Raw genomic sequence first — 1146 nt, forward strand, 5'->3', positions numbered from 1 at the left:
CCATAGTCGAGTTCCTATTTTGATTCAATCGCTTACTTCGATTTTACGTAAAATATAAAAAGAGGATTTGCTGTTGCTTTAATGGGCGTTTTGGAAGGTATGACAGGTGTTTAAGTGGCTTATTTGAGCAGATGTAATCCCTGTCACCGAACACAGTGGCTGGATTATCGGTTTGTTAATCATTTTGGGCAAAAGCATCGTTACTTGACCGCGATAGTCGGCAGCAAGAAGCCATAGGAAAACCCACGCTTATAAATTAAGAACAACCATAATCAGATCACTGACATTTAAATGGATACGAACACTCTTTAGGTGCTGTAAGACTCGTACGCCCAAAGATGAGTCAACTTACCTAACGGCATTGAAAAGTAAGGGAGCAAGGCTGTTAAAATTTGCGGTGGAAAAAGAGCTTTAGTGCTTGCAGTCCACCTCAGAGCATATTGTTACAAGCCCCAAACTCTTGATGCTGCAATATGGATTTCATTGAGCAGCAAAACTAAAGAAATACAGCCTAATACTACCCATTGTTTTGACTTGTCATTTACCTTTAAGTGCCGATAAATTGCGAAAGCAATTGAGGTTACCATAATAACAGCTAATAATAATGATGATTGATTTGCCGAATCCCATTTTAAATTCCCCTCACTAATATGGTGAGAAAAAAACGAAATTGCCCACAAAAGAAATAACACAGCAAAAGCCATTAAATAGTATTTGATATTAAATGTATTTATTGAAGTTCCACAAACTGGACAAATATAGTTCAGATCCCTAGCATTTGGAGTTTTATCCTTTGCAACAATCGTCGAATAACATTTTTTACATACTAAAAGAGACATAAACTCAATTCTATTGGGGGCTTATAACGAGGCTGTAGAATAACTCCAACAGCCAAATTCAATTAAAAAACTAGCTCCTGTAATTAACTCTAAGCGTGTTTAAAGTATTAGGTAATGTATTTTGGAACCCATAAAACAAGCTGTTTTTATTAAAAAAGAGTAATTCTACACCCTCAACGAGCCTGTAGAATTACTCGTTTTTAATTTATTTTTATTGATGGTTTAACCATAGTCGAGTTCCTATTTTGATTCAATCGCTTACTTCGATTTTACGTAAAATATAAAAAGAGGATTTGCTGTTGCTTTA

Annotated in this window: 1 protein-coding gene; it reads right to left on the bottom strand. The window is 35.4% G+C overall.

The genetic code is table 11. From position 1 onward, the window contains the following. Positions 1-443: 443 nt before the first annotated feature. On the bottom strand, positions 444-839 hold the full coding sequence (locus H5183_RS21405) for a hypothetical protein (RefSeq protein ID WP_182732683.1): 396 nt from the start codon (positions 837-839) through the stop codon (positions 444-446). Positions 840-1146 lie beyond the last annotated feature (307 nt).

It is taken from the genome of Pseudoalteromonas sp. SR44-8, from assembly GCF_014163635.1.
Taxonomy (GTDB): Bacteria; Pseudomonadota; Gammaproteobacteria; order Enterobacterales; family Alteromonadaceae; genus Pseudoalteromonas; species Pseudoalteromonas rhizosphaerae.

Bases quoted from the DNA above. Each gene is read 5' to 3' on its own strand.
- H5183_RS21405 (WP_182732683.1), bottom strand. From the start codon at position 839: ATGTCTCTTTTAGTATGTAAAAAATGTTATTCGACGATTGTTGCAAAG.